General features: G+C 65.2%; 17 protein-coding genes and 1 pseudogene. 6 read left to right on the forward strand and 12 right to left on the reverse strand.

The features are described 5' to 3' along the window. Positions 1-49: 49 nt before the first annotated feature. From ACI3KT_RS16655 to ACI3KT_RS16665, 3 genes are read right to left on the reverse strand one after another with little or no spacing between them, the layout of a single operon-like run. A complete protein-coding gene (locus tag ACI3KT_RS16655) occupies positions 50-1,267 on the reverse strand; it encodes a hypothetical protein (protein ID WP_404905624.1) in 1,218 nt (405 codons plus the stop codon). Next, positions 1,264-2,493: an acyltransferase family protein gene (locus ACI3KT_RS16660; protein ID WP_404905625.1), complete on the reverse strand. Its 1,230-nt coding sequence runs from the start codon at positions 2,491-2,493 to the stop codon at positions 1,264-1,266. The genes ACI3KT_RS16655 and ACI3KT_RS16660 overlap by 4 nt, the downstream gene beginning before the upstream one ends. Continuing rightward, complete coding sequence (locus tag ACI3KT_RS16665; protein WP_404905626.1) at positions 2,490-4,370, reverse strand: rhamnan synthesis F family protein; 1,881 nt, start codon at positions 4,368-4,370, stop codon at positions 2,490-2,492. The genes ACI3KT_RS16660 and ACI3KT_RS16665 overlap by 4 nt, the downstream gene beginning before the upstream one ends. A 221-nt stretch (positions 4,371-4,591) precedes the next feature. On the opposite strand from ACI3KT_RS16665, the gene ACI3KT_RS16670 reads away from it, so the two are divergent. Continuing rightward, the gene (locus tag ACI3KT_RS16670; protein WP_404905627.1) at positions 4,592-5,977 is read left to right on the forward strand and encodes a glycosyltransferase family 4 protein; all 1,386 of its coding nucleotides are present in this window, start codon (positions 4,592-4,594) and stop codon (positions 5,975-5,977) included. Between the two features lie 41 nt (positions 5,978-6,018). Here ACI3KT_RS16670 and ACI3KT_RS16675 read toward each other — a convergent pair whose 3' ends face one another. Continuing rightward, entirely contained in the window at positions 6,019-7,152 is a 1,134-nt protein-coding gene (locus tag ACI3KT_RS16675; protein ID WP_404905628.1) for an ABC transporter ATP-binding protein, read from the reverse strand. Positions 7,153-7,217: 65 nt separating this feature from the next. After that, a complete protein-coding gene (locus tag ACI3KT_RS16680) occupies positions 7,218-8,132 on the reverse strand; it encodes an ABC transporter permease (RefSeq protein WP_404905629.1) in 915 nt (304 codons plus the stop codon). Positions 8,133-8,271: 139 nt separating this feature from the next. Between ACI3KT_RS16680 and ACI3KT_RS16685 the strand changes: the two genes are divergently transcribed. Continuing rightward, positions 8,272-9,117 carry an NAD-dependent epimerase/dehydratase family protein gene (locus tag ACI3KT_RS16685; RefSeq protein ID WP_404905630.1) on the forward strand — a complete coding sequence of 282 codons (846 nt, stop codon included), beginning with the start codon at positions 8,272-8,274 and terminating at the stop codon, positions 9,115-9,117. Between the two features lie 63 nt (positions 9,118-9,180). Here the strand turns inward: ACI3KT_RS16685 and rfbA are convergent, their stop codons facing one another. Then, positions 9,181-10,056 carry a glucose-1-phosphate thymidylyltransferase RfbA gene (rfbA, locus tag ACI3KT_RS16690; RefSeq protein ID WP_404905631.1) on the reverse strand — a complete coding sequence of 292 codons (876 nt, stop codon included), beginning with the start codon at positions 10,054-10,056 and terminating at the stop codon, positions 9,181-9,183. Positions 10,057-10,126: 70 nt separating this feature from the next. Here rfbA and rfbB point away from each other — a divergent pair, with 70 nt between their 5' ends. Both rfbB and ACI3KT_RS16700 read left to right on the forward strand, forming a co-directional pair. Further along, a complete protein-coding gene (rfbB, locus tag ACI3KT_RS16695) occupies positions 10,127-11,125 on the forward strand; it encodes a dTDP-glucose 4,6-dehydratase (protein ID WP_404905632.1) in 999 nt (332 codons plus the stop codon). Beyond that, a pseudogene (locus ACI3KT_RS16700) lies at positions 11,122-11,679 on the forward strand (dTDP-4-dehydrorhamnose 3,5-epimerase family protein); the annotation flags it as partial. The gene rfbB and the pseudogene ACI3KT_RS16700, both read left to right, overlap by 4 nt. A gap of 90 nt (positions 11,680-11,769) precedes the next feature. On the opposite strand, the gene ACI3KT_RS16705 reads toward ACI3KT_RS16700, so the two are convergent. Beyond that, complete coding sequence (locus tag ACI3KT_RS16705; RefSeq protein WP_404905633.1) at positions 11,770-12,843, reverse strand: glycosyltransferase; 1,074 nt, start codon at positions 12,841-12,843, stop codon at positions 11,770-11,772. A 123-nt stretch (positions 12,844-12,966) separates the two neighbouring features. Between ACI3KT_RS16705 and ACI3KT_RS16710 the strand changes: the two genes are divergently transcribed. Together ACI3KT_RS16710 and ACI3KT_RS16715 are read left to right on the forward strand one after the other, a co-directional pair. Beyond that, positions 12,967-14,730 (forward strand): DUF4012 domain-containing protein, encoded by a 1,764-nt coding sequence (locus ACI3KT_RS16710; RefSeq protein WP_404905634.1) that lies wholly within the window; start codon positions 12,967-12,969, stop codon positions 14,728-14,730. A 142-nt stretch (positions 14,731-14,872) separates the two neighbouring features. Next, positions 14,873-15,454 carry a hypothetical protein gene (locus tag ACI3KT_RS16715; protein WP_404905635.1) on the forward strand — a complete coding sequence of 194 codons (582 nt, stop codon included), beginning with the start codon at positions 14,873-14,875 and terminating at the stop codon, positions 15,452-15,454. Positions 15,455-15,723: 269 nt separating this feature from the next. Here the strand turns inward: ACI3KT_RS16715 and ACI3KT_RS16720 are convergent, their stop codons facing one another. From ACI3KT_RS16720 to ACI3KT_RS16740, 5 genes are all read right to left on the reverse strand, one after another. After that, positions 15,724-17,196, reverse strand: coding sequence for an LCP family protein (locus tag ACI3KT_RS16720; protein WP_404905636.1), 1,473 nt, complete (start codon positions 17,194-17,196; stop codon positions 15,724-15,726). Beyond that, on the reverse strand, positions 17,193-17,660 hold the full coding sequence (purE, locus tag ACI3KT_RS16725) for a 5-(carboxyamino)imidazole ribonucleotide mutase (protein ID WP_292909947.1): 468 nt from the start codon (positions 17,658-17,660) through the stop codon (positions 17,193-17,195). The genes ACI3KT_RS16720 and purE overlap by 4 nt, the downstream gene beginning before the upstream one ends. A 154-nt stretch (positions 17,661-17,814) precedes the next feature. Further along, positions 17,815-18,978: a 5-(carboxyamino)imidazole ribonucleotide synthase gene (locus ACI3KT_RS16730; RefSeq protein WP_292909945.1), complete on the reverse strand. Its 1,164-nt coding sequence runs from the start codon at positions 18,976-18,978 to the stop codon at positions 17,815-17,817. Positions 18,979-19,103: 125 nt separating this feature from the next. Then, the gene (locus ACI3KT_RS16735; protein ID WP_404905637.1) at positions 19,104-19,649 is read right to left on the reverse strand and encodes a PH domain-containing protein; all 546 of its coding nucleotides are present in this window, start codon (positions 19,647-19,649) and stop codon (positions 19,104-19,106) included. A gap of 51 nt (positions 19,650-19,700) precedes the next feature. Then, on the reverse strand, positions 19,701-20,468 hold the full coding sequence (locus tag ACI3KT_RS16740) for a biotin--[acetyl-CoA-carboxylase] ligase (protein WP_404905638.1): 768 nt from the start codon (positions 20,466-20,468) through the stop codon (positions 19,701-19,703). Positions 20,469-20,471: the final 3 nt, after the last annotated feature.

Below are 20,471 nucleotides of genomic sequence, written 5' to 3' on the forward strand. Positions count from 1 at the left end.
CCTCCACGCGGATACCCCCGGCAGCCTCGACCGAGATCAGCAGAGCAGCTCAGCCGACTGGGACCGTCGGGGGCATCTGCGCGAAATAGCGCTCGGTGAAGATGTAGAGCACCGTGTCGGCATCGCACTTCTCCGCCTCTGCGACGACGTCGGGTCGCTGATCCGGATAGTCCAACATGTGGCGCACCTGGCAGGTCTGCTCGAACGCCTGCGCCCATGCCGGGGCGAGCGCCTCGCCCATCGAATCGCGCATGATGAGGGCCCGGCCGATGCCCGAGGGCGACTGCGTCAGCGCGGGCATCTCCAAGAGGCCAACCGATCCGTCAACGGGACCGTCCCGTTTCACGCCGTCTGCTCCGGTGATGGTCGACTGGATGGGGTCGCCGGCCGGCAATACCGGTGTCGCCCAGTCGTCGGCGGTTGCCGTACTGCCGTACGCCGTGAACTCGTTCGGTGCGGTGCTGAGCTCGACGCCCTCCGTCGCCGGAAGCTGAAGCTGCGACCAGACGGAGTCCGGATAGAGAGCAGACGCGCAGAGAACGGTCTGCTCCCAGGCCGCATAGGCGCCGAACGGTGTCCAGTGCGTGTTGACCGCCGAGTACACGGGGGCGTCCTGCTTCGCATCACGCATCGCCGCCCGTACATCGACGACGGGCAGCTCGCCCGAATGCTCCAGGAACTGCTCGAGGTGAGTTTTCCCCTGCAGCGCGTCAGTCCACTCGGGCAGCTTGTCCCGATACAACTCCCACTTCGCGGGAGCCACCACGATCAGCAACTCGCGACCGTCCTCTCGCAGCTTCGCATCGAGATCGCCGAAGTAGGTCAGCCATTGCGCGAGCTGGCTGTCCAGCCACGGGGCGCGCCCCAGCGCCTGAGAGATGTTGTACGACTGCGCATCACCCCAGAACTCGAAACCATCGCGTCCTTCGGCGCGCATCCCGAGCACGTCGGGGTGCGCGGCGAACGCTGCCTCCGACGCTGCCGTCTGCTCCCCCGTCCAGAGGTCCGCGGGGTGGGTGGGAAAGCCCGGAGATACACAACTGTCGGGGAGGGTGCTCGACTGGGATGGTTGCGCGAGCGCCGTCTCCTGCTGCTGGGCTGCTTCGGCCCGAGTAGCCTGGCGAGCGCCGAGGCCGATGATCGTCATCACGAGCACCGCAACCATCAAGATCGTCAGCGGCAGGTAGTAGGCGATGCGCTGCGCGCGCGAACGCGGCTTGTCCCGCTCCACGCTGTGCATGGAGTGCAATGAAGGAGCGGCGGTCACGACTTCGAACCTTCGCTCGTGCGCAGAGTCTCGGCGAAACGGGTCGACGAGAAGTCAGGGTTGACGATGCGGCGTTTGACTCTGGTCGTCATCGGCGACATCCAGCGAAGGAATGCGGTCAGCGGCTTGGGCGTCCAGTCCTTGAGTGACATGGCCGGCTTCTCGATGAGGTGCCACGAACCGATCGCCAGGAGATGCACGGCGACCACGATCACCACGTGATAGACGATCCAGCCGTACTTTTGCAACCCGAAGTACGTCGCGAGCGTCATCAGCGGCCACGCATAGATGTAGATGCCATAGGAAAAGTCCCCGAAACGTGCCCATCGCGTCAGAGGAAGACGGACGCCCACCCACATGAGGAAGTAGAGAAAGCCGTACTGACCGATGACGTTCCAGCCCCCGAAAGCGTAGGTGAACAACCCGAGCCCCAGCATCCCGATGGCGATGCGATCATCGATGATGATCTTGTCTCCATGGAGCGCGAAGAGCATCCCGAATGCGAACGGCGCGAAGAACATCAGCATGAAGGGGTCGGCGAGCACGCGGTTGAGTCCGGCGATGTTTCCCGCGCCGAGCCATTGCAGGGCGTTCAGGGCGATCACGACCACGGCGAACGCCGTGGCGAACCGCTTGGACGCCAGCGCCCCGAAGAGACCGAGCAGGCCCACGACGATGTAGCAGAGGAACTCGTACGACAACGTCCACGCCGACCCGTTCCAGTCGCGCGCTCCATGGTTGAGGAAGTACGGAACCGTCTCCCCGAGTCCGGCGATGTTGCGCTGGCCGAGGGTGAGGAACATGTTGTCGATGAAGTACGTCGTCGGCGCCTCGACCGCGGCGGACCAATAGCCGTCGAACGTGCCTTTCTCCAAATGCCACGCGATCGGGGCCAGGAGCACCACTGTGAGGACGAGCGCCGCCCAGAAGGCTGGGAAGATCCGCAGGCAGCGCCTCCAGAAGTATCGCCAGATCGTCGATCTCCCCATCCGGGACTTCGTGATGAGAAAACCGGAGAAGAAGAAGAATCCGGCCACCGCAACCCCGCCGAGGGACTGCTCATCAGAGATCTGAACACCGAGGTCATGGCCGCCGTAGAATCCGGCGACCGGACCGGAATGCGAGAAGATGACGAGAAAGGCCATCAGCCACCGCAGGAAGTCCAGCGAGTTCGATCTGGGATTGAACGCCTGAGCGATGCTCAGCGGTCCGCGCACATCACTCACGAAGTCTGCTTCTTTCCAGGCCCGCGCATAGTCCTCCACCGTACGTAAGTTCTTCGTCCCGCGTCGTACATCGGATACAGCAACCGAGAAAGCCACGGCAGCCGCGTATGGACGACCCGTTTCCCTACGCTGAGCATGGTGGGCCCGTTCGCGAGACGATCGAGGTGGTCACGCTGCTGCATCACGGTCCCGACGAGAGTCTGGCTGAAGTTCTGCAACTTGAACTCCAGGGAAGCGAAGTTGATCGATGCGAGTTCGGTGCTCTGCACCGTGTACACAGGCATTCCCGCCCCGAGTGACGCGTAGGTGAACAAGCGCTCGATGACATGCGCCAGCGAACCATCGCCGTATTCTTCATCTTCGAAGTCGGCCCAGGTGAGCCCCGCGTCGACGAGGGTGCGCAACGCGCGCGGACGAGCGATGAACATCGAACCGTACGCGGAAAGCGGTGTGGATTCGTCAAGCGGCGTCGTGATTCCGAGCTGCTTGCTGAGGCGCGCCGCGGGCACCTTGTTCAGATACCAGGAGTTGCCCAGGGTGGGGAACCCGATGTGGATGATCGGCGGAATCACCATCCCGATCTCAGGACGCTCCTCGAAAAGGCTCACGACATTCGCTGCGTAGTTCGGGGAGTGCAGGAGGTTTCCGAACAAGTGCCGCTTGAACCATCCACCCGCCACGACCCCGTCTTGAGGTGAGCGTTTCGAGTGCAGCTTGACCACGATGTCGAAGCTGTCATCGCGCAGCAGGTCAGCGCACCCGAGCAGGAAGGCGGACACGTCGCGGCCGGCGTTGGACTGCGTCACCCGGACTTCGTAGGAGGACTCCCCCCGACGGGCCAGCGCCGCTTCCAGATACTCGCGCTTCTGCTCGGTGTCCGTGGTGACAGCCACGTGCCGCTCGCAGGGAAGCATCTCCACATGGTCCATGAGCTCATCGATCATGTCCTCGTAGTAGCAGTGCACTGCTACGAGAGCGCGCATCTTGCGCACGCGATCGAGTTGCTCGGAACCGATCTCCAACGCGTCGGAGTAGATGCGGTACAGCGAGAAATTCGTCGCCGCGACCCGCGGCTCGGCGGTCCGTGCGATGTTCTCCCAGACGAGTTCGAGCGGGTAGTCCGACGTGCTCTCGAGTATCTCCATCACGTCACGCCCGATGATCGCGTAGTCCGAGAAGTACAAGGGGCTGTGGAAGAACGTGCGCCTCTTCAGGATCGGACAACGGTCTGCCGTGAGCTGCACGACCTCGTCCAGTATCGGGTTGAGGCTGGAGTAGTCGGCTCCGCGGAACAGCACGTCTGAAGAGAAGCCGCGATCCTCGAAGTGCTGGGTGAACCTCGCCTCGTGCCGGTCGACCGACTGCTCGTAACTCGTGATCATGGGCATGTCAGCCCAATACTCGCGGAACGCCGGCGACGCGAGCATGGGCTTGCGCACAGCGATCCAGTGCGACTGGATGTGGCGGGCAAGCACACCTTTAGCGGCGAACGGATGCGGGCGCACCTCGGCGTGCTCGGTGATACCCCAGAAATCCACTTCCCACGAGTCCGCTCGATCGAACATCTCCGAGAACGGGTACATCGGCCCGAAGAACGTGTAGTTCAGCAGAATCAGTTCGTCGTACTCGGCCAGGCGGTCGAATCCGAACTTCTCCAGCCCCTCCTTGTAACCCCAGACGTCGAAGCCCACGTTCTCGCGCTCCCATACGTCGTCTGCGACGCGCTCGAGCTCCGCACGCCCGGCATCGTCGAGTGGGCCGTTGGAGACGACGACGACGTGCTCAACGTGTTCGCGCAGCTTCTCCAAGCAATACGAGACGTAGCGATCGACCCGTCCGTCCTTGTCCCAGAAAAGGTAGAACGCGATGCGCTTCACAGGGGTCCTCCACGGGATCGACAACCAGTCGAGTATAGCCGTAGCTCCCGGCGTCTCCCTGTGGCGGGGTGCCGCGCGCACGCGCCACCGCGTCCACCTGGCCGTTCGATTCGAGGCACGCGCGCCGGGATAGTATTGCCCGACTGAGAAAGGCGCGGCGCTGTTGTCGCTCGCCCACCACCCCGACGCCACCACCAACTCTGGACCGAGAGGCGTACCGAATGACGGACCCCACCCGCACCGAATCGGCATCCGAGGCTCCACGCATACTGATCATCACGCCCGATACGCTCGGGCGGAGGATGGGCGGTCCAGCTATCCGCGCCTGGGAGATCGCCAGACGACTCGGCCGACTGGCGGAGGTTCGTCTGGTCTCACTCAAGGGCGCCGCTCTCGAGCATGCGGCTTTCCCAGTCCTCACCGCGAGCACGGAAGAGCTGAGAGAGCACGTCGCCTGGGCTGACGTGCTCATCGGACAGGGAGAGGCATTCGCGCTTCACCCCTGGATCGTCGAGTCGGAAATCATCATCGTCGTCGATGCATACGACCCTCTGCACCTCGAAGTGCTGGAGTCAGGGAAGGACGAGGGTGAGGAGTCGAGGAAGTTCCTCGTCGACTACTGCGTCGACATGCTCACGACCCAGCTCAGACGCGCGGACTACATCATCTGCGCGTCGGAGAAGCAAAGAGATTTCTGGCTGGGTCATCTGGGGGCGCTCGGGCGCATCTCTCCTGAGAGCTACGACGCCGATCACAGCCTGCGCGCGCTCATCGACGTCGTGCCGTTCGGCGTGTCCGATGATGAGCCCGTGCAGACCAGACAGGGCATCCGCAGTTCGGTCGACGGAATCAGCTCCGACGACAAGGTCATCATCTGGGGCGGCGGAATCTACAACTGGTTCGACCCGCTCACCCTCGTGAGAGCCGTGCATCGGCTGTCTCAGCGTCGCCCCGAGGTGAAACTGTATTTCCTGGGCATGAAGTACCCCAACTCCGACGTCCACGAGTCCCGCATGGCGACGGACACGCTGCGACTCGCTGAAGAACTCGGACTCGTCGACTCGCACGTCTTCTTCAACATGGAATGGGTCGACTACGACGACCGCATCAACTACCTGCTGGACGCCGATGTGGCCGTCAGCACACACAACCAGCACATCGAGACGGATTTCAGCTTCCGCACGAGGATCCTCGACTACCTCTGGGCGGGACTGCCGATCGTTGCGACGGACGGCGACGGGTTCGCGCCGATCATCCGCGACCACCGTCTAGGAGCCGTCGTTCCGCAGCAGGACGTCGATGCCCTGGCCGCCGCGCTCGAAGAGGTGATGTTCGGCGGCGACGTTCTTGCGATCCGCGAGAACGTGCGGGCCTTCGCACTGGAGATGACATGGGATAGGTCGCTCGGTCCGCTGATCGATTTCGTTCGCAAGCCTGTCCATGCCGCTGACTATCCCGAGTCACGAGACAAATCGATGGGTGGTCACCATCGGCGTCACATCGAGTCCCTCGAAGCGAAGATTCTCGAGTTGGACCGCGCCAACAATGAAATGGCGCAGAAGATCAGCGACCTCGAGAGCAGGATGAAGACGCGCCGGAACAGGTGACAACTGCTCCGGAGCGCCAGTTCCGCTGTCGAGACGCGTACTCAGGAAGTTGCGGCCGTGATCCTCGCCGCGACCGAGCCGAGCGTCTTCGTCCGATCGTGCACGGTGAACATCTTGCCTTGCATGAGGCTGCTTGAATTGATGTCGATCACTTCGGACACGTTGGCGTTCACGTAGTACTGGCCCGAGTTGAGGAACACTTCCTCGATACGAAAATCGACGTGGTTCTCCCCCGATGGTATCTCCGGCAGTGTGATCCCCAGCCGCTCCGTATTCGAGGCGATGGTCATCTGTCCTACGGTGGTGTCGATACTGAAACCGGCCGCCCAGTTCGGCATCGCCTGATTCGCACGGACATGAATGCGCACGACGAGCGACTCTCCGACGCTCACGGCGTCGACCTCGGCACCGGAATCATCATGAAGCGTGATGGCCACCGCTTCGATCGGCTGGCCGGAATCATCATCTGATCGCCCGTCGTGGCGACGACCTTCCAACACGTGCCGCAGGACCGCGACGCCTTCGTTGACATCTCCGTCGAAGACGACTTCGCCTTCCTTGAGCACGATCGCGCGATCGCACAACTCCTGCACCTGAGAAGCCGAGTGCGACACGAGCACGATCGTGCGGCCCTCCGAGCGGAACTGCGCGATGCGCTCCATGCACTTGCGTTGGAATGCCTCGTCGCCGACAGCCAGCACCTCGTCGACCAGTAGCACGTCCGGATCGGTGTGGACAGCGACCGCGAAAGCGAGACGGACGAACATCCCCGAGGAGTAGAACTTCACCTGCGTGTCGATGAAGTCGCCGATACCGCTGAAGTCGTGGATCGCGTCGAACTGCTTGTCGACCTCGTCTCGACTCAACCCGAGGATGGCCGCGTTCAGATAGACGTTCTCGCGACCGCTGAGATCCGGGTGGAAACCGGCCCCAAGCTCCAGCAGGGCTGCCATGCGGCCTCGGGAGTAAATCGTCCCCGTTGTGGGCGCGACGATGCCGCCGATGAGCTTGAGCAGGGTGCTCTTCCCGGACCCGTTCGCTCCGAGCAGACCGACCGTGGTGCCCGCCTGTATGTCGATGGTCACGTCGTCGACGGCGGTGAACCGCTCCCGGTGCTCTCGGCCAAGCTTGCCGAGATGGAAGACGCGATCTTTGAGCGTGTTGTCCTTGCGCACGAGGAAGGTCTTGGAGACTTCTTCCACGCGCACGACGACGGGACCGGGCTCAGCAGAGACGACCATCACAGCTCCTGTGCGAAGTTGCCCTGCAGTCGCTTGAAGACGCGATGGGCGAAGAACATCAAAATGAGACCGACGACGAACGCGATGAGTATGCGCAGCCCCAGGTGCGACGGGTAGTCGGCAGCGGTGCCGCTCCCCCAGAATGCTCGATGGAACCCGAGGACCCCTAGCGTGACCGGGCTGTTCAGATACACCTCGAACAGCCACGACGGAAGATTGAAGCTCGCGAAGGCGCTGGCCGCCATCTGCCACGAGTACACGATCGGGGACGCCCACATGGCGAGCATGATCAGCAGTTCCAGCAGATACTGCACGTCGCGGAGATATACGTTGACCGCCGCGAGGAAGATGCCCAGCGCGACCCCGTACACGAGGATCAGCGCGACGGAGGGGAAGAACCACAAGGTCTGGAAGAGATCGTCCGGCAGTGCCCCGAAAATGAGCGCCGCCGCGAGCAGAACGCCGCACTGGATGAGGAACATGACTGCTGCGCCGCCGACGCTGGCCAGAGGGAAGATCTCCCTGGGAAGATAGATCTTCTTCACCAGGCCCGCATTCGCGATGATCGAACTCGCCGACCCCACCACCATCTCACTGAAGAAGCTGTAGAGAGTGAGGCCAGCGAACAGGTAGACCGCGAAATCCGGCACCCCTTCGGCTGCGCGAAGGAACTTCCCGAGCACCACGAAGTACATGACGAAGACGATGATCGGTCTGATGACCGTCCACAGGAAACCGAGGACGCTGTCGCGGTACCTCGCTTGGAGGTCGCGACGCACGAGGAGTCCGAGCAGCTCACGGCGATGGAAGATCTCGCGCAGCTTTCCGCCACGCGCTTCTGTGACGAGTCCTGAGGAGTCCGTGCGCGTGAACGGCGAAGCAGCAAGCAGCCTGTATCGAGCTTCCGTATCCACCTTGCTCCACAATCGTCAAACCAACCTGCTCACTCTACCGTAGCCATCCCGTCGAGCCGCTGACGGGGCTCTGCGATCCGGTAGCCTCGTCGAGAACGTCTGCCGCACGGTAGACGCGGGTAAGAGAACGGTGAGAACTATGACGGAATCCTCGTCCCGCGTGGTCGTCACAGGTGCCGGAGGGTATCTCGGTCCGCATGTGGTCACCGCCCTGGCCGATCGAGGTCACGAGGTGGTCGCCGTTGTGCGTCCCGGATCGCAGTCCGAGATCGATCCCCGCGCCAGTCGTCTCGAGGCCGACATCCTCGCGCCCGACTTTGACGTCGATGCGTGGGGCGACGCCCGGAGCCTTGTCCACCTCGCGTGGAAGGACGGCTTCGTCCACAACTCCCCCGCGCACATGGGGCAGCTCTCCGCGCACTACCGCCTTCTGAACGCGGCCGCTGCGGCAGGAACAGCCAGGATCGTGGCGCTCGGCACCATGCACGAGGTCGGCTACTGGGAAGGCGCGATAACTGCCGAAACGCCCACCGATCCCAAGTCCCAGTACGGCATCGCGAAGGAGGCGCTGCGACGCGCGCTCCCTCTCGCGCTCCCCGACTCCGTCTCGCTCGCCTGGGCTCGCGCGTACTACATCTATGGAGACGATCGCCGGAGCAACTCGATCTTCCGCAAGCTCCTCGAAGCCGTCGACGAAGGCAAGGCGGTGTTCCCGTTCACGACCGGCAAGAACCTCTTCGACTTCATCCGCGTCGAAGAGCTCGGGCGTCAGCTCGCAGCACTGACGGATGCTGTGGACATCACCGGCACGCTGAACTGCAGCACCGGAGAGCCTCTGTCGCTCGCGGAGCAGGTCGAGAGGTTCATAGCCGAGAACGGACTCCCGATCTCACTCGAATACGGCGCGTTCCCCGACCGGCCCTACGATTCCCCCGGCGTGTGGGGTGACGCCGCCATCATTCGCGAGGTGATGGCGCGGGGCTGACGGCGGATACCGACCTCGGTCCGCGACGATCGGCCAGCGCCCGCACCGCGGGCGCGATGAGAATCAGCGAACGGCGCCGTGAGCGAGCACCTCGAGCAGATACTTGCCGTATCCGCTCTTCACCAGCGGTTCAGCTCGGTCACGAAGCTCGTCGTCGCTGAGGAAGCCCATCCTCCACGCGACTTCTTCCGGGCAGCCGATCGAGAGACCCTGGCGCTTCTGAACAGTGCGGATGAACTCGGTCGCTTCGCTGAGAGAATCGAATGTGCCCGTGTCAAGCCATGCGGTTCCGCGCGGCAGGATCTGCACCTGCAGCTCACCACGATCCAGATAGACGCGGTTCAGATCGGTGATCTCGAGTTCACCACGCGCCGACGGCCTGAGATCCTTCGCGATCTCGACGACATCGTTGTCGTAGAAGTACAACCCCGGAATCGCGTAGTTGCTCTTCGGCACCGCCGGCTTCTCTTCGATCGAAAGAGCACGTCCCTGAGCGTCGAACTCGACGACACCGTACGCGGTCGGATCGGCGACCCAGTAGCCGAACACAGCTGCACCGGTGAGGTCGGTGTACTCACGCAGGTGCGATCCCATGCCCGGCCCGTAGAAGATGTTGTCTCCCAGCACGAGCGCGGCCGTATCGTTGCCGATGTGGTCTGCACCGAGTGTGAAGGCCTGAGCGAGCCCGTCCGGAGAATGCTGCTGGACGTAGGTCAATGACACACCGAACCGCGAGCCGTCGCCGAGAAGACGCTGGAACTGATCAGCATCGTGCGGTGTTGTGATGATCAGGATGTCCCGGATACCCGCAAGCATGAGCGTGGTCAGCGGATAGTAGATCATCGGCTTGTCGTAGACCGGGACCAGCTGTTTGGAGACACCCATGGTGATGGGATGGAGCCGCGAGCCGGTACCGCCGGCGAGAATAATGCCACGCATGCCGTCTAGTGTCATCCATCGCACAGTGTCCCGCCAAATCTGCCGCTACGGCGGCCAGTAGTATTGATGGATGCGAAAGCTCTTGGTTACCGGAGGCGCCGGGTTCATCGGCTCCAACTTCGTCCACTACGTTCTCGAGAACACCGATGACACCGTGACGGTGCTCGACAAGCTGACCTATGCCGGCGATCGCGCCTCGCTCAGCGGCCTGCCCGCGGATCGCTTCCGTCTCGTCGAGGGAGACATCTGCGACGCGGAACTGGTCGGCGGACTTTTCGCAGACCACGATGCAGTCGTGCATTACGCGGCAGAGTCCCACAACGACAACTCGCTGAGCAGTCCGGCGCCGTTCGTCGAGACCAACCTCATCGGAACGTTCACGCTCCTCGAAGCCGCGCGCCGCACCGGCATCCGCTTCCACCACATCTCCACCGATGAGGTGTACGGCGATCTCGAGTTGGACGACCCTTCCCGGTTCACCGAGGAGACGCCGTACAACCCGTCCAGCCCGTACTCGTCGACGAAAGCCGGCTCCGACCTGCTGGTGCGCGCCTGGGTACGCTCCTTCGGCGTCCGCGCCACGATCAGCAACTGCTCCAACAACTACGGTCCCCGCCAGCACGTCGAGAAGTTCATCCCGCGACAGATCACGAACCTCATCGACGGCATCCGCCCCCGTCTCTATGGCGACGGACTCAATGTCCGCGACTGGATTCACGCCGATGACCATTCGTCGGCAGTCCTGCGTATCCTCGACGCCGGCCGTATCGGCGAGACGTATCTCATCGGCGCCGACGGCGAGAAGAGCAACCGCGAGGTCATCGAACTGATCCTCGCCGCCGTGGGTCGCCCGGCGGATGACTACGACCTCGTCGCCGACCGGCCAGGACACGATCGGCGGTACGCGATCGATTGGTCCAAGCTCCGCGACGAGTTGGACTGGGCACCTCGATTCTCGGAGTTCAGCACGGGCATCGTGGACACCGTCCGGTGGTACCGCGACAACGAGGATTGGTGGCGGCCGCAGAAGGCGGCCACGGAGGCGAAGTACGCGGAGGCCGGTCAGTGAGCACGGAACTCGAGTTCGGTCTCCCACTCGCTCTCCATACGACATCGATCGAGGGTCTTCAGCGCTGGGACATCCCGGTCCACGGCGACAACCGCGGATGGTTCAAGGAGAACTGGCAGCGCCAGAAGATGGTGGACCTCGGTCTTCCGGACCTCGGTCCCGTTCAGAACAACGTTTCGTTCAACAAGACACGCGGCACCACTCGCGGCATCCACGCGGAGCCGTGGGACAAGTTCATCTCAGTCTCCACCGGCAGCGTTTTCGGCGCCTGGGTCGACCTTCGCGAGGGCCCGGGGTTCGGAAGCGTCTACACGACTGTGATCACCCCCGCCGTCGCCATCTTCGTCCCCAAAGGCGTCGGCAACGCCTTTCAGACGCTGGAGGACTCGACCGCATACTCGTACCTGGTCAACGAGCACTGGTCACCCGACGCCGAGTACACGTTCCTCAACCTCGCGGACGAGACCATCGGCATCGGCTGGCCAGTCCCGCTCGAAGAGGCAGAGCTATCGGCGAAAGACCAGGAGCATCCGCGACTGAGCGAAGTCCGCCCCATGCGCATCGCCTAGACGACAGATGAATGAAGAGCCTTGCCGCGCGGCAAGGCTCTTCATTCGTCTTCCCAGGAGATCAGCGCACGGCGATCACAGGTCCGCGTGCAGTCCCCACACGCGCTCCGCCGAGCTCATCCACGAGAACGAACGCGCACGGTCGCTCCCCAGCACGCTCATCCTCCGCGCCCCCGCACCGACGGCATCCGCGACGGCATCCGGAATCTCCTCCTCCGGCACGATCGCTCCCCCGTCGGCGATGACGTCTCGGTGCACCCCGCTCGACACGGCGACGACCGGCACTCCGAGCGTCATGGCCTCGACGACACGCCAGGGCCACGCGATCGCGGGGTCCGTCGCGACGAGGGCAGAAGCGGCGGCGAAGATCGCGGCCCGGTCCTCGAGCGGAAGAGCCCCGCGCACGTGCACGCGGGACTCGGGAAGACCGGCCGCCGAGGCGATCTCGGCGATGCGCGGTTCCGAGCCCTCCGGGGCGTCGAGCACGACCGCATCCGCATCGGCAGCGATCGCCGCGCGGAACCCTGATTCGAGCGAGGTGGAGCACCCGGTCAGCACCACGTAGCGTGTCGGCAGGGACAGGGCATCTCGCCGAGCCGCCGCATCGAGCGGCACGACGAAGCCGCGCGGCGCCGCTCCGGGGATCACGCGGATCCTCTCCCCCAGCTTCGCCACGTCCGCAAGACGCGAGGCGAATGCGTGCGAAGGCACGACCATGGCATCCGCATGCTTGACCGCACGCCTGAGCATCGCGCGCTGCCAGGCCACGGTCGTCTTGGGCAGGGCGTCCGGCGTCTCCCACGCCCGCAGGTCCCACAGCGTCACCGTCGTCTGGTCGTTGTCGTGGAGGCGGTCGTGGCGCACGAGGGGCGCCATCAGCGACGCCGAGTGGATGAGACCCCCTCCCACACCTGGTGCGATGCCCAGCTGCCACGAAGCCGCAAGCTCACGCCGCGCCAGGCCAAGGGTGCGCACGTCGGCGAGACCGGGGAGAGCAGGCGCAGAGCCGGCCGGCACGATCGCCGCGACATCGCAGCCCGACGGCGCGGTCTCGATGAGACCTGCCGCGAGGTCGATCGCCGCTGCAGCCTGGTCGGCGTCGACGACATGCACGAGCTGATCCAGAACCACACGCAGCCGAGCACCCATGAGCACAAGATTAGAGGCACCGGTCGCCCGCCGACTCGCGACAGGCGCGCCACTTCGGAAAACCTTGCTGGGAAAGCACTTCGTTCCCAGCATGCGGTCTCGCCTTCGTGCTTGAATGCTCGGATGAGCGATGGACGCCTGCCGGTACATCGCCGATGGCTCGGCTGGACCATCGGCGCACTCCTGACGTTTCTGATCCTGTCCATCGGCTGGGTGACGATCAGAGGCATCGGCGCCGTGATGGACCTGCAGCACGTCGCGACGATCTCTTCGCAGATGAAGACCGCCGTCGGCGAGGGCGACCTCGACAAGGCTCAGACGCTCGCGAAGCGCATCTCCCATCACGCTGCTTCCGCCCACGACCTCACGGCGGACCCGATCTGGCAGGCGTACGGCGTGGTCCCCTGGATCGGACCGAATTTCACCGCGGTCAGCGAGGTCGCCGCCATCGCGGACGAGGTGGCGACGGATGCCGTGGGACCGGTCCTGTCCGCCGCAGGCGACATCGATCTCTCCAGCCTGGGCTTCTCCAACGGGACCATCGACCTCGCTCCGTTCGCCGCGATCGAGCCCTCCCTCGCGGATGCGGCGTCGACGCTGCGCGAAGCGGAGAGCAGCGCGCGGCAGATCGACGCCGATGCCACCCTGCCCCCGCTGGCCGACGCTATCCGCGAACTGCGCTCGAACGTCACCCAGGCGACGACTCTGGTCGGCTCACTGCACGGCGCCTCCGCCCTGCTGCCGAGCATGTTGGGTGCGACTGAACCCCGCAACTACGTGATCGCGATGCAGAACAACGCCGAGCTGCGCTCCTCGGGCGGCATCATCGGGGCGATCGCGCTCCTGCACGCCGAGAACGGGCACGTCACCTTGAGTCAGCAGGCCTCCACGGCCGACTTCCCGTCGCTCGACACAGCTCTTCCGCTCAGCGAGTCGACGATCGCGCTCTTCGAGGACCGACCCGGCCGCTACCTGCAGAACATCACGAACATCCCCGACTTCACCGAGGCAGCGCCCCTCATCGCCGCCCGATGGCAGAACCGCTTCGGTACGCCGGTCGACGGCGTCATCGCCGTCGACGCCGTCATGACGAAGAACCTGCTCGCGGCGACCGGTCCGCTCGCGTTCGGGCCGTTCACAGCCGATGAGGACAACGTCGTCGGTCTGCTCCTGTCTGAGATCTACGCCGCCGTGCCCGATCCGACGATGCAGGACCAGGTGTTCGCCCAGGCCGCCGGGGCTCTGTTCAGCGGTGCGATGTCGGGCGCCGAACCGAAGAAGCTGGTGACCGCGCTCGCCCAGTCGTCCGCCGAAGGTCGCATCCGCATCTGGAGCGCGCATGAGGACGAGCAGACGATCATCCAGCGCTCCACGCTCAGCGGCGCACTGCCCAGGGACACCGCATCCGCGACGTACGTCGGAGCGCTCTTCAACGATGCGACCGGCGGCAAGATGGACTACTACATGGGCGCTGAGATCTCGACGTCGATCGGCACATGCGAGGGCGAGCCCACGACGCAGGTCCAGGTCACCTGGACCAACAACGCCCCCGTCGATGCCGCGACGGCGCTACCCGCTTACGTCACCGCGGCGGGGTGGTACGGAGTGCCTCCCGGCTCGGTACGCACCCTGGTCGCCGTCTACGGCCCGGCAGGCGCCACCGCATCGCACATCGACAGAGACGGGAAGTCGGATGCCGTGCAGACCACGATGCTCGGCGACCGCTTCGCGGTGCAGCACGACGTCACGCTCGCACCCGGTGAGTCCACCTCGATCACGGTCGAATTCCACGGAACGGGCGCCGGTGAGCGTCTCACCGAGGTCGATCACACCCCGCTCGTGAACGATCCGAAGATCCGACGCACTGATCTTCACTGTGCATCGTGACTTTCACCCGATGATGATGTAGTGTCACTTTCACTGGGGAATATCTGGGTTCTATAACTTTGTCGTGGGGACAAGGAGAACTCACGCAGTCGGATGCAGGGGTGTGTCCGGTGCGATTCCGCGTGTATTTCTGGGGAGAAACATGCTGAAGAAACTGGCTGCAATCAGCCTGACTGTCGGAGCTCTGGTGCTCTCTGCGCCTATCGCTGCCGACGCCGCAACGGCCACAACGGCCGCGTCCGGCTCCTACGCGGGGACCCCGAGTGTCAGTGTCGATGATCCGATCATCGACATCTGCGAGGTTTCGACCATCGTCTTCGGCGCGGGCTGGTTCCAGCCGTCCGAGAATGTTGGTGTGTCGGTGTCTGGACTCAATGCCGCCGACTCGGCGGTATCCGGGAACACGGCGGCTGCCGACGGCAGCCTCGTTCTCACGTTCCGTCCGCCGTCCGACGGCGACGGGGCATATGGCATCGCGTTCAGCGGTTCGCGCTCGTACACCGCGACCATCACGGTCTCGCACGGGCACGACTCCGTCTCGAACTGCGACCACGACCCAACCGTCGCCGCCGCCGGCTCCGAGCTTCCGCTCACGGGGACCGGCACGGAGTTGGCTCTGACGGGCGGCAGCGTGTCGCCGTGGATCCTCGGTGGCGGAGCAGCAGCTCTCGTCGCCGGTGGTGCTCTCGTGGCAGTGGGAATCACTCGCCGCAAGAACGCCTGATTCTGATCCCGCTTCGCGGGGTCGACCGGGCGACGGTGATCCCTCCCCCTCCGATCACCGTCGTCTGGTGAGTCCGGTGCATGCACCGGAGGCCCACGACCATCACCTTCACTCTCAGGTGGTGGCCGTGGGCTTTTTCGTGCGCTTCCGTTGGGTGAGCGAGCGAAGCGAGACGAGACGCGCTGGCCCGCGTTCACCCGATGTCGCGCTCGGAGTACGCGTGTCTGGTTTCGCCGCTGCACTCCTCGCTCTACGAGCGGGAGAGTCGTTCAGGGCGTCGGGGTGGGCGTCGCCGTCGGCGGGTGCAACGTGGTCTGGACCAGCTGATGCACGAAGGAGAAGTCGATGTCCGTCTCAGGCACGCCATGGTCAGGCGTGAGCTCGATCGTCGTGACCTGCTGATCCTTCGCCTTCGTCAGCAGATCGAAGAACTCGGGCAGCTTGTCCTGCGGAAGATCGGTCTGCACGATCGCCGTCCCCGCCGTGGCGACCTCGTTGAACCGGGTGAGCACGGTCTGGGGCGTGAACTGCGCGAGAATCGCCTGCTGCAGCTGGCGCTGACGAAGCATGCGGTCCCAGTCGCTGGTCGTGTACCGCGAGCGCGCATACCACTGCGCGGTGTCGCCGTTCATATGCTGCTGCCCTGGTTCGATCCAGCCGATCGCCCACGACTCGACGTCGTGTGCGCCCGACCCGGGAGGCGGCCCGCCCATCGGCAGCCGCTCGGTGACGTTGATGTCGACACCGCCCAGAGCGTCGATGAGGTTGGCGAAGCCCTTCATGTCGAGGAACACGTAATAGGGGATCTCGATGCCGAGGATGCCCTCTGCGGCGTCCTTGGTCGCCTCGATCTCCGGGTTGGAGCCCTGCGCCACGGCATCGGGGTACAAGCTGGCGCCGTCGTCCTCTCGGCACACCTGCACCGCGTTGGTCAGCTGGTTGATGCCCGAGCTCCACCCGCAGTCGGGATCGCTGTGACCCTCGAAATAGTTGCGGTAGTCAAATCCGACGAGGTCGGGGTCGCGCATCGGGCTGTCCTCCGCGAACGGGAAGTTGGGCAGGTCGCGCGGGATGCCGGTGATCGTCACGGCCCCGGTCGAGGCGTTCACCGAGACGACCGAGATGCTGTCGAAACGCATGGAGTCACGGCCCTCGCCGCTGTCCGCGCCGAGCAGCAGGATGTTGTAGTACCCATCGCTCGCCGGCAGGCTCGGACCGCTGCTGCCGAAGATAGTCGAGATCGTGCTGCGTGCCGTGCCCACATACGACGCCGCCACTCCGGTCGCCGAGCCGACGAGTCCGAGCAGCACGAGGGCGACGACGGGAAGGGCGAACTTCGACAGCCCGGGTATCTTCACCAGCCGTGCGAGCCGCAGGGTGTCGAAGGTCAGCACGATCCACAGGATCACGTAGCCGACCAGCAGCACCTGCACAGCCGTGAGCACGACTCCCGAGAACCAACCAGCGCCCACCGTCAGCCACAGCAGCGTCGGGCGCGCGAACAGAGCGAGCCCGACCGCGACGATCACGAGGAACCACGCCGTCAACGTCGCCCCAAGACCGAAACGACCCAGTCGCCGGCTTCCCGCGAGAACCTGCGCAGATCCCGGCAGAAGCACGTTCAGGACGACGAGCCACCAGCCGCGCTTGGTCATCGTGCCGGCGTCAGCGATGTCGGGATACCGCATCGGTCGGGTCTCGATCAGCGGCCGACCCGTGAGGCGCGGCGCGGCCAGGGTCACAGCGACTCCTTCAGCCGTTCGTTCTTGGCCTCGACCTGCGCCTCGAGGTCGCGCGCGTAGGCCTCGACGCGGTCGGCGAGCGCGGCATCCGACGTTCCGAGGATGCGCGCCGCGAGGAGGCCTGCGTTCTTCGCCCCTCCGATCGAGACGGTGGCGACGGGGATGCCGGCCGGCATCTGCACGATCGAGAGCAGGGAATCCATGCCGTCGAGGTACGCGAGCGGCACAGGAACGCCCACGACGGGCAGAGCGGTCATCGACGCGAGCATGCCCGGAAGGTGGGCTGCTCCCCCGGCGCCGGCGATGATGACGCGGATGCCGCGCCCCCGCGCTTCGCGCGCGTACGACATGAGCTTGTCGGGCGTGCGGTGCGCCGAGACGACCTCGACCTCGTGCGGGATGCCGAATTCGGTGAGCGCCTGAGAAGCGTCGCTCATCACACGCCAGTCGGAGTCGGAACCCATCACGACGCCGACGAGGGGGACAGCAGAGGAGTGCAGAGGCTCGGTCACTTCAACAGGGTACGGTCTGCCCCTGGAAGTTCCCCCCAACGGCACGCCTCACTGCCGAGTACGACGGCTCCTGGTGCGCGCTCAGCTTCGCGGGCGGTCGAGCCTCTCAGTCGAGGAAGTGCGCAGCTGCTGCCCGCGCCACGTAGACGGCGTCGTCGAGATCGTCGCCGGAGACGTTCACATGACCCACTTTGCGGCCAGGGCGGGGCGCCTTGCCGTAGGTGTGGATCTTGGCTGAAGGATGCTCGGTCATCGCCCCGGCGAACCGCTCGCCCAGGGTTCCCGCCGCCGGTCCCCCGAGGATGTTGACCATCACCGACCAGGCTGCGCGCGGCGAGGTATCGCCGAGAGGCAGATCGGCCACGGCGCGCAGGTGCTGCTCGAACTGCCCGGTGACCGCTCCATCCTGGCTCCAGTGGCCGCTGTTGTGCGGGCGCATCGCCAGTTCGTTCACGAGGATCCGCTCGTCGTCGGTCTCGAACAGCTCCACGGCGAGCATCCCCGTCACGCCGAGTCCCTCGGCGATCGACCGTCCGATGCCCTCCGCGACCTGCGCCAGCCGCTCGGCGGCGGCGGGCGCCGGCGCGATGACCTCGGCGCACACGCCGTCGCGCTGCACGGTCTCGACGACCGGATAGGCGACGATCTCGCCGCTGGGGCGCCGCGCCACCTGCTGTGCGAGCTCGCGCACGAAGGCGACGAGTTCTTCGACGAGAAGGGCCTCTCCCTCGGGAAGCTGGTCGAACCAGTCCTGCGCCTCGGCGGCCGCACGCACGACGCGCACGCCCTTGCCGTCGTATCCGCCGCGAGGAGTCTTCACGACGCCTCGCCCTTCATGATCGTCGAGGAACGCCTGGAGCTCGCTCGTGTCGCGCACAGCCGCCCAATCGGGCTGCGGCACGCCGAGCTCGGCAAGACGCGCCCGCATGACGAGCTTGTCCTGAGCGAACTGCAGTGCGTCAGGGCCGGGGTGCACGGCGACCCCCTCATCGACGAGTGCACGCAACACCGCCTGAGGCACGTGTTCATGGTCGAAGGTGACGACATCGACGTCCTTGACGAACGCGCGCACCACCTCGAGGTCACGGTAGTCGCCGACCGCCGTGGCGGCGAGCTGGGCGGACATGCCCTCGTCCTCCGCGAGCACCCGCAGGTCGAGCCCGAGTTCGACCGCCGGAGCGATCATCATCCTGGCCAGCTGGCCTCCGCCGATCACGCCTACACGCAGCGCCATGTGCCGCCTCCATTCGTCGTGACCATTCTCCCGCATGGCCGAGGTGCGTCGGACCGCAGTTCCGGTCGGAGACACGCGTTTCGTCTCGCTTCGCTCGCTCCACGACCGGTGGAGGCGCCTCGCTCACTCGACCAGTGGTGGGCGTTCGCGCCGTGACCACCTCAGAAGGAATCAGTGCCGGCCTGCGCGTCGCGGTGAGCGAGGATCTGGCTCACCTCGATCTGGTCGGCGAGCGTCTCGTGCACGAGGATGACGTTGGGCACGTTGGCGAGCCGCAGCGGCGCATCGACCCCGTTGGTCAGCGTGATCGTCCCCACACCCCACATGCGCTGCAGGATGCCCCGTCGCACGCCGATCGTGTAGCCGCGGGCGTGCGACATCTCGCGCCGGCTGCGCGACCCGATCCCCTGCTTCACGATGATTCGACGCGTCGTCACCGTCGTGGTGCGTGAATACCAGACGATGTACGGCACGACGACGAGCAGCAGAACCGCCGCGCCGGCCGCCGACAGCAGCATCCAGTTCTCGAAGGGAGCCGGAAGGTTGTCGTACAGGTACGCGGTGGCCCCGAACACGGCGATCAGCACCAGTGCCGACCAGAACAGGCGACGGGCGTGACCGCGGAACTTCGCGATCAGCAACTCCTCCGTGGGCGCACCGGGCGGCGGCATCGTCGGCCGACCGCCGAGCGTCACGGGCTGAGTCACCCCTCCATTGTGCACGTCTCCGCGCTCAACCGGCCCTGAAATCCGGGCGTGTCAGACCGCCGCGGGCCTGACGTGCACGACATCGCCCGCGGAGACCGGGTACGCGATGCCGTTCTCGTCGACCAGGAGGCGTCCGTCGGCGTCGAGCGCACGCGCGACGCCCTCGAGCATCCGCTCCCCCGGGAGCGACACACGCACGGCGAGTCCCAGCGTGCTGCACCGGGCCGTCACGGCGGCGTGCAGACCGCTCGAGACGGCGTCGCCCGATGCCGCGAGTGCCCGAAGCAGCCCGTCGAGCGCGCGAAGGTACTCCGCGATCAGGCGGTCCGCGTCAGCCTCACTGCCGAGCACGGCGAACGAGGTGGCCGTCGACACAGGCAGAACGGATGCCGGCATCGCCGTGTTCACGCCGGTTCCGACGATCACGGCGTCCGCCGCCGCCTCTGCGAGGATGCCGCAGATCTTTCGCCCGTCGACCAGCACGTCGTTGGGCCATTTCACCGACACATCGTGTTCGGGGAGCTGTGCGGCGACGGCATCCGCCATCGCGACGCCCGCGGCGAGCGGGATCCACCCGCGCAGGTCGGGAGCAGGCAGCTCTCGAAGCAGTACGGAGATCGCGAGCGCAGCACCCGCAGGCGCCACCCAGATGCGATCGAGACGCCCACGGCCCGCGGTCTGGTTATCGGTCACGACGACGGAGAGGTGTGGCCATTCATGGACATCAGCCACGCGCGATCGCAGTTCCGCGTTCGTCGAGCCCGCCTCAGGCAGGTAGTCCATGCGCGAAGTGATCGCAGCGGCGAGCGGCAGGTGCATGGT

Origin of the sequence: Microbacterium sp. ZW T6_19 (assembly GCF_044987465.1) — a bacterium.
Taxonomy (GTDB): Bacteria; Actinomycetota; Actinomycetes; order Actinomycetales; family Microbacteriaceae; genus Microbacterium; species Microbacterium natoriense_A.

Bases quoted from the DNA above. Each gene is read 5' to 3' on its own strand.
- rfbB (WP_404905632.1), top strand. From the start codon at position 10,127: ATGCGAAAGCTCTTGGTTACCGGAGGCGCCGGGTTCATCGGCTCCAAC.
- purE (WP_292909947.1), bottom strand. From the start codon at position 17,660: ATGGGTTCCGACTCCGACTGGCGTGTGATGAGCGACGCTTCTCAGGCG.
- ACI3KT_RS16730 (WP_292909945.1), bottom strand. From the start codon at position 18,978: ATGCGGGAGAATGGTCACGACGAATGGAGGCGGCACATGGCGCTGCGT.
- rfbA (WP_404905631.1), bottom strand. From the start codon at position 10,056: ATGCGTGGCATTATTCTCGCCGGCGGTACCGGCTCGCGGCTCCATCCC.
- ACI3KT_RS16715 (WP_404905635.1), top strand. From the start codon at position 14,873: ATGCTGAAGAAACTGGCTGCAATCAGCCTGACTGTCGGAGCTCTGGTG.
- ACI3KT_RS16670 (WP_404905627.1), top strand. From the start codon at position 4,592: ATGACGGACCCCACCCGCACCGAATCGGCATCCGAGGCTCCACGCATA.
- ACI3KT_RS16710 (WP_404905634.1), top strand. From the start codon at position 12,967: ATGAGCGATGGACGCCTGCCGGTACATCGCCGATGGCTCGGCTGGACC.
- ACI3KT_RS16740 (WP_404905638.1), bottom strand. From the start codon at position 20,468: ATGCACCTGCCGCTCGCCGCTGCGATCACTTCGCGCATGGACTACCTG.
- ACI3KT_RS16685 (WP_404905630.1), top strand. From the start codon at position 8,272: ATGACGGAATCCTCGTCCCGCGTGGTCGTCACAGGTGCCGGAGGGTAT.
- ACI3KT_RS16705 (WP_404905633.1), bottom strand. From the start codon at position 12,843: ATGGGTGCTCGGCTGCGTGTGGTTCTGGATCAGCTCGTGCATGTCGTC.